Source organism: Thiemannella venezuelensis (genome assembly GCF_014203605.1).
Lineage (GTDB): Bacteria > Actinomycetota > Actinomycetes > Streptosporangiales > Streptosporangiaceae > Planomonospora_A > Planomonospora_A venezuelensis.
Window position 1 is genome coordinate 1 of sequence record NZ_JACHJJ010000060.1, and the last position, 5,966, is coordinate 5,966.

7 protein-coding genes are annotated in these 5,966 nt (G+C 71.1%); 2 read left to right on the forward strand and 5 right to left on the reverse strand.

Annotated elements, in window-relative coordinates; translation table 11 throughout:
• Positions 1-551: 551 nt before the first annotated feature.
• Positions 552-1,142 (reverse strand): helix-turn-helix domain-containing protein, encoded by a 591-nt coding sequence (locus FHS22_RS36980; protein WP_184948858.1) that lies wholly within the window; start codon positions 1,140-1,142, stop codon positions 552-554.
• A 115-nt stretch (positions 1,143-1,257) separates the two neighbouring features.
• Here FHS22_RS36980 and FHS22_RS36985 point away from each other — a divergent pair, with 115 nt between their 5' ends.
• Together FHS22_RS36985 and FHS22_RS36990 are read left to right on the forward strand one after the other, a co-directional pair.
• Positions 1,258-2,223, forward strand: a complete 966-nt coding sequence (locus FHS22_RS36985; RefSeq protein ID WP_184948859.1) for an NAD(P)/FAD-dependent oxidoreductase — start codon at positions 1,258-1,260, stop codon at positions 2,221-2,223.
• 91 nt (positions 2,224-2,314) lie between these two features.
• Positions 2,315-2,971, forward strand: a complete 657-nt coding sequence (locus tag FHS22_RS36990) for a class I SAM-dependent methyltransferase (protein WP_184948860.1) — start codon at positions 2,315-2,317, stop codon at positions 2,969-2,971.
• 32 nt (positions 2,972-3,003) lie between these two features.
• On the opposite strand, the gene FHS22_RS36995 is transcribed toward FHS22_RS36990, so the two are convergent.
• From FHS22_RS36995 to FHS22_RS37010, 4 genes are all read right to left on the reverse strand, one after another.
• Positions 3,004-3,345 carry a hypothetical protein gene (locus tag FHS22_RS36995; RefSeq protein ID WP_184948861.1) on the reverse strand — a complete coding sequence of 114 codons (342 nt, stop codon included), beginning with the start codon at positions 3,343-3,345 and terminating at the stop codon, positions 3,004-3,006.
• A gap of 2 nt (positions 3,346-3,347) precedes the next feature.
• On the reverse strand, positions 3,348-3,749 hold the full coding sequence (fliS, locus tag FHS22_RS37000) for a flagellar export chaperone FliS (protein ID WP_184948862.1): 402 nt from the start codon (positions 3,747-3,749) through the stop codon (positions 3,348-3,350).
• 20 nt (positions 3,750-3,769) lie between these two features.
• Complete coding sequence (gene fliD / locus FHS22_RS39090) at positions 3,770-5,149, reverse strand: flagellar filament capping protein FliD (protein WP_184948863.1); 1,380 nt, start codon at positions 5,147-5,149, stop codon at positions 3,770-3,772.
• Positions 5,150-5,317: 168 nt separating this feature from the next.
• Positions 5,318-5,966 (reverse strand): flagellin (locus FHS22_RS37010; protein WP_184948864.1); only part of this gene is annotated, 649 nt, incomplete at its 5' end.

The window sequence follows — 5,966 nt, forward strand, 5'->3', positions numbered from 1 at the left end:
GCAAGAAGAACCACCCCGTCCCCTTCGCCACCGGCGCCTGGGGCGAGAAGGACACCAACCCCGCCAAGCCCCTCACCCTCACCCAGCCCAAGCCCTTCGCCAAGAGCGCCGCCGTCACCGCCAAGTAAGACACCAGCGCCCAGACACCCCCACCGGCCCCCCACCACCGGCCCCCACCGGCAACACCCAGGCGACACCCCCAGGCAGGGCACACCCCAGGCAGGGCACACCCCAGGCAGGGCACACCCCAGGCAGGGCACACCCCAGGCCGCCACCGAACCCCGGTGGCGGCCTTCCACATCTCCACCCCCACCCCGCCACACCCCCGCCACACCTTCCCGACCGGTCAGCACTCCCGACCGGTCAGCACTCCCGACCGGTCAGCACTCCCGACCGGTCAGCACTCCCGACCCAACCCCCGACACACCCACCTCCCAACTCACCCCAGCAACACCCGGCACCCCACCGCGCACACCACAGCGTTTACGCCGTAAACACCTGGCTCTCCCATAGGACCCACCGGATGGGCCGGAAGAGGGCCGGGACGTGTGTCACCCGGAGGAAGGACGGGCGCGGACGTGCAGCCGCTCGCCCTGCGGTCCGAACAGGCTGAGGACCTCCACGGGCTCGGAACCCGGATTGCCGAACCAGTGCGGGATGCGGGTGTCGAATTCCGCCACCTCTCCCGACATCATGATCAGGTCGTGTTCGCCGAGCAGGAGGCGCAGCCGTCCGGACAGGACGTAGAGCCACTCGTAACCCTCGTGGGTCTGCTGCTCGGGCTCGCCCGCCGGATGGTTCGGCGGGATGATCAGCTTGTAGGACTGGAGCCCACCGGGCCGCCGGGTCAGGGGTATGAACGTCATGCCGTGCCGGGTGACCGGGCGGGGGCGGATGCGCGGGTCACCGGTCTCCGGTGCGTCGACGAGTTCGTCCAGCGGGACCTGGTGCGCTCGGGCCAGGGGGAGCAGGAGCTCCAGGGTGGGCCGGCGTCGGCCGGATTCCAGGCGGGAGAGGGTGCTGACGGAGATCCCGGTGGTCTCGGAGAGCTGGGCCAGCGTCGCCCCGCGCTCTTGGCGCAGAGTCCGCAGCCTGGGGCCCACGGCTTGGAGGACATCGTCGAAAGCGGGTTCGTCACTCACCCGGCCATTTTGCTGTTCCGGCAATAGTATTTGTCAACCGATCCATCGCTGGCGCATAGTCCATCGCAGCGGCGGCCGTGACCGTACGGCCGCAGCCTGAGGAGGAGGGTGAGCGATGGACGCGAGATACGACGTCGTGGTGGTGGGTGGCGGAGCCGCCGGGCTGGGCGGGGCGCTGACCCTGGCCCGCGCACGGCGCTCGGTGCTGGTGATCGACGCGGGCCGGCCGCGCAACGCCCCGGCGGCCCACGCCCACGGGTTCCTCACCCGTGACGGCATGCCGCCCCTGGAGATCCTGGCCGCAGGCCGTACGGAGGTCACCGGTTACGGCGGCGAGATCGTGGAGGGCACCGTCGCCGGGGCCGAGCGCCTGGCGGACGGCGGGTTCCGCGTGGCCCTGGACGACGGTCGCACGGTGGCGGCCGACCGGCTGCTGGTGACCACCGGCCTGGTCGACGAGCTGCCCGAGGTGCCCGGGGTGGCCGAGCGGTGGGGCCGGGACGTGCTGCACTGCCCGTACTGCCACGGCTGGGAGGTGCGCGACCAGCCGATCGGCGTGCTGGCCACCGGGCCGCTCGCGGTGCACCAGGCCCTGCTGTGGAGGCAGTGGAGCAAGGACGTGACCCTCTTCGTGCACACCTCGCCCGAGCTCGGCGACGACGGGCGCGAGCAGCTGGCCGCCCGCGGGGTCGCCGTACTGGAGGGGAAGGTGACGGCGCTGGAGGTGGCGGACGACCGGCTCACCGGCGTACGGCTGGCCGACGGCCGGGTGGTTCCCTGCCTGGCCCTCGTGGTGACCCCGCGCTTCACCGCCCGCTCCGGCGTCCTCACCGGCCTGGGGCTGGAGACGACCGAGCAGGAGATGGGCGGGCGCTCGATCGGCAGCTACGTCGCCTCCGACCCGTCCGGGGCGACGGAGATCCCCGGGGTGTGGGTGGCGGGCAACGTGGCCAACCTGGCCGAACAGGTCATGGGTTCCGCGGCCGCGGGGGTGCGCGCGGCCGCGGCGATCAACGCGGACCTGGTCGCCGAGGAGACCCGCCGCGCCGTCGCCGCCCGCCGGGAGCCCGTCCCCGCATAGGTACTGCGAGCGTGTGCCCGGCTGCCGCCGGGCACGGCCGATGACCCCACCCGATGTGAAGACACGTGTGAAGACGCGAAGGAGAACACCCATGACGGACGGCAAGCCCTCGGAAGAGGAGCTCTGGGACGCCCGCTACGGCGAGAGCGACCGGATCTGGAGCGGGAATCCCAACACCGCCCTGGTCCGTGAGATCACCGGCCTGGAGCCGGGTAGTGCCCTGGACCTGGGGTGCGGTGAGGGAGGCGACGCGATCTGGCTGGCGCAGCAGGGCTGGCGCGTCACCGCCGTCGACATCTCCGGCGTCGCCCTCGACCGCGCGGCCCGGCACGCGGCGGAGGCGGGGGTCGCCGACCGCATCGACTGGCAGCGGCACGACCTGGGGGTTTCCTTCCCCGGCGGCGCCTTCGACCTCGTCTCCGCCTGCTTCCTGCACTCCCACGGCGACATGCCCAGGGAGCGGATCCTGCGGGCCGCCGCCTCGGCCGTCGCGCCCGGCGGGGTGCTTCTCGTCGTCGGGCACGCGGGACCCGCCCCCTGGGAGAAGCCCGACCACCATCACGGCGTGCACCTGCCCACGCCGCAGGAGGTCCTCGAATCGCTCGGCCTCCCGGAAGGGCGGTGGGAGGTGCAGCGCTGCGAGGAGCACGAGCGGATCCAGACCGGCCCCGACGGCCGGCCCGCCGCCCGGACGGACAACACCCTCAGGGTCCGGCGCCTGAAGGACCGGGCGGAGCCGAGGCCCTGACGCACTCCCCGGCCTGACGCGGGGAAGGAGGATCAGGCGGCGCAGCTGATGTAGGCAGGTCGGGGAGTGCCGCTGCTGCCGGTCTCGACGCGGGCGAGCATGGCGGCCTGGCGACGGTTGCCGGCCATGGCCATGGCCAGCGCCTGGGCCGCCGCGAGCTGGCGGGCCAGAATCGCGTCGGCGCGGGGGCGCAGGTCGAGCGGGAGCGGGCCGAGGCCCTCAGGGGGCGACCACGGATCGACGGATGCGAGTTCGCGGACGCGGTGGTCGTCGACGAGCATCGCCTCGGTGGCGGCCACGTCCAGTTCCAGGGCATCCAGCGCACTGGACCAGGCGGCGTGCCAGTCGCCTGTCGCGGGCGGCTGCGCGCCCACGGTCAGGCCACCCGGGCGGCGGAGGCGAGCGTGCCGGCTTCTGCGGCGGCGGTGCGCCAGGCGTCGCGCAGCGGCTCGATCAGAGCGCGGCAGGAGGCCACCAGGGCGGCGTCACAGCGCACGTTGGCCTGGATGAGCTGGGTGAGCAGGAAGCCGTAGAGGTCGGCGAGACCGGTGGCGCCGTCCCAGACGTCCATCTTGAGCGAGGAGCGCAGCTCGATGACGATGTCCTGGGCGTGCATGAGCTGCTGGGACGCGTTCTCGCGGTCGCCGGTGCCCAGCGCCTCCTCGGCCTTGACCAGGTCGAGGACGAGGCGGTCGTAGAGCATGACGAGCAGCTTGCCGGGAGAGGCGGTGGCCACCGCGTCGGCGATGTACCGGGCCCGCATGGAGGGGTTGTTCATGGCGTGCTATCCGTTCTCGACTATTCGGCCTTGGGCAGGCTGGAGATCTGACCGGCGAGCCAGCTCGACTGCTGGTTGAGCTTGCCGAGCGCGACCTCCAGTCCGGTGAACTGCCTGCGCAGTGTCTCTTCGCGCTTCGTCAGCCGCAGGTCCCAGGCCTCGATCCGCTTGGTGAGGTCGGTGACCAGGCTCTTGCTGCCGTCGATGGCCGCTTTGACGGTGGTGGTGCTGTTGTTGGAGATGATCGACAGGCGCTCGGCGAGCCCCATCACGGCCGTCACCTGGCTCTTGGGGATCTTCGTGCCGTCCGGCGCCGTCGTCTCCTGGACCGCCGGGTCCTGGGCCGTGATCGCGTTCTTGACCTTGACGGGGTCGGCGGCGTAGGCCTTGAGGAACTGGTCGCGGTCGAAGGTGAGCTTGCCGGAGGAGTCGAGCTCCACGCCCAGCTGGGAGAAGCTGCCGTAGTCGTTCTGGCCGGCGCCGACCTGGCCGAGGACGGTCTGCGCGATCTGGCGGACGGTGAAGTTGCCCGCGAGCGGCTGCTTCGTCTTGGCCCCGGGGGTGTTGGCCGTCTGGGTGCCGACCTCGCTCAGTACGGCGTTCGCCGAGTCGATGAAGGCCTTCACCTTGTCGGCGACGGCCCCGTTGTCCGGGTCGACCGTGACGGTGACGTTGTCCTCTTCCTTGGTCACGTTGATGGTCGTGCCGGAGAGGACGCCGGAGATGGCGTTGGTGCCGCTGGTAACGGTGTAGCCGCCGGCGGTCGGGTCGCCCACGATGATCTCGGCGTTGGAGGCGGGGACGATGTCGACGGGGGGTCCGCCGGCGAGGCCGGTGACGGCGAAGCCGGACGCCGTACCGGTCTTGGTGGAGCTGAGCTGGAGAACGGTGCCCTCGTTGGTGGTGACGACCGAGGCGCGAACGGAGAGGCCCTTGGCGTTGATCGCGTCGGCGACGCCTTGCGGGGTGTTCGTGGTGACGTCGATCTCGACGGCGGCCGCGCCGCCGATCGAGATGCCGACCTTGGTCACCCCGCCGGCCAGTGCGGGGTCGGTGGCGGAGGCGTACCTCGCGGTGCTGACCTGGGCCTTGGCGACGCTGTCGACCTTGAAGGTGATGCTGCCGGGAACGGCGCCGGCCGTGGTGGTGGGAGTGACCGAGGTCGAGGAGGACGTCACCTTGGCGAGCTGCCAGGAGGTGTCCTTCAGCATGTCGTCGGCGGCGGTCTTGAGCGAGGCCAGCTTGGTGTTGATCGACTGGTAGGCGCTCTGGACCTTCTCCTGGGTGGAGACCTTGGTCTGGAGCTGGGTCTGCGGGATCCGCTCCACCTGCATGAGCTGGGAGATCAGGGCGCTGGTGCTCATGCCGCTGACCAGGCCGTCGACTGTACTTCCTGCCACGTGTGCAAGTCCTCTCTACATCGCCCGCCCCGTCGGGTGGGTCTTCACTCAGGCCCCGTCGGGCCCGGGTGCCGAACAGGCGAAGGGGCGGCCGGCGGTTGCGCCGACCGCCCCTTCCGGTGTCGCGATGCTGTTCCCTGCGGGCGCGGATCAGGCGCCTGCGGAGGATCAGCCCAGGAGCTTGAGCACGCCCTGGGACGACTGGTTGGCCTGGGCCAGCATGGAGGTGCCGGCCTGGGTCAGGATCTGGTTGCGGGTGAAGCTGACCATCTCCTGGGCCATGTCGGTGTCGCGGATGCGCGACTCCGAGGCCGACAGGTTCTCGACCGCCACGTTCAGGTTGTTGATCGTGTGCTCGAACCGGTTCTGGAACGCACCCAGCGTGGCCCGCTGGTCCGACACCCGCGCGATGGCCGTGTCGAGCTTGGTGATCGCGGCCTGGGCGGCGACGACGTTGACCTCGATGGTGCCGTCGGCGTTGAGAGCGGCACCGCCGCCGGCGTTGTCGGCGCCGTCGCTGTCGAACAGCATCGCGTTGGTGGTGGCGTTGGTGGAGTTGGTGCCGTCCTTCAGGCCGAGCGCCACGGAGCCCATGTTGCCGATGGCGACGCTGAGGGTCTGGCCGGAGTTGGCGCCGATCTGGAAGGTGCCGTTGTAGTTGCCGTCCAGCAGCTTCTGGGTGCCGAAGGTGGTGTTGGTGGCGATCCGGTCCAGCTCGTCCTTGAGCTGGGTGAACTCCAGGTTGGCCGCCTTCTGGGCGTCGGCGTTCTGGGAACCGCCGTTGGAGGCCTGGACCGCCAGGTCGCGCATGCGCTGC

Coding starts and splice junctions, on each gene's coding strand:
- FHS22_RS36985 (WP_184948859.1), top strand. CDS start 1,258: ATGGACGCGAGATACGACGTCGTGGTGGTGGGTGGCGGAGCCGCCGGG.
- FHS22_RS36990 (WP_184948860.1), top strand. CDS start 2,315: ATGACGGACGGCAAGCCCTCGGAAGAGGAGCTCTGGGACGCCCGCTAC.
- fliS (WP_184948862.1), bottom strand. CDS start 3,749: ATGAACAACCCCTCCATGCGGGCCCGGTACATCGCCGACGCGGTGGCC.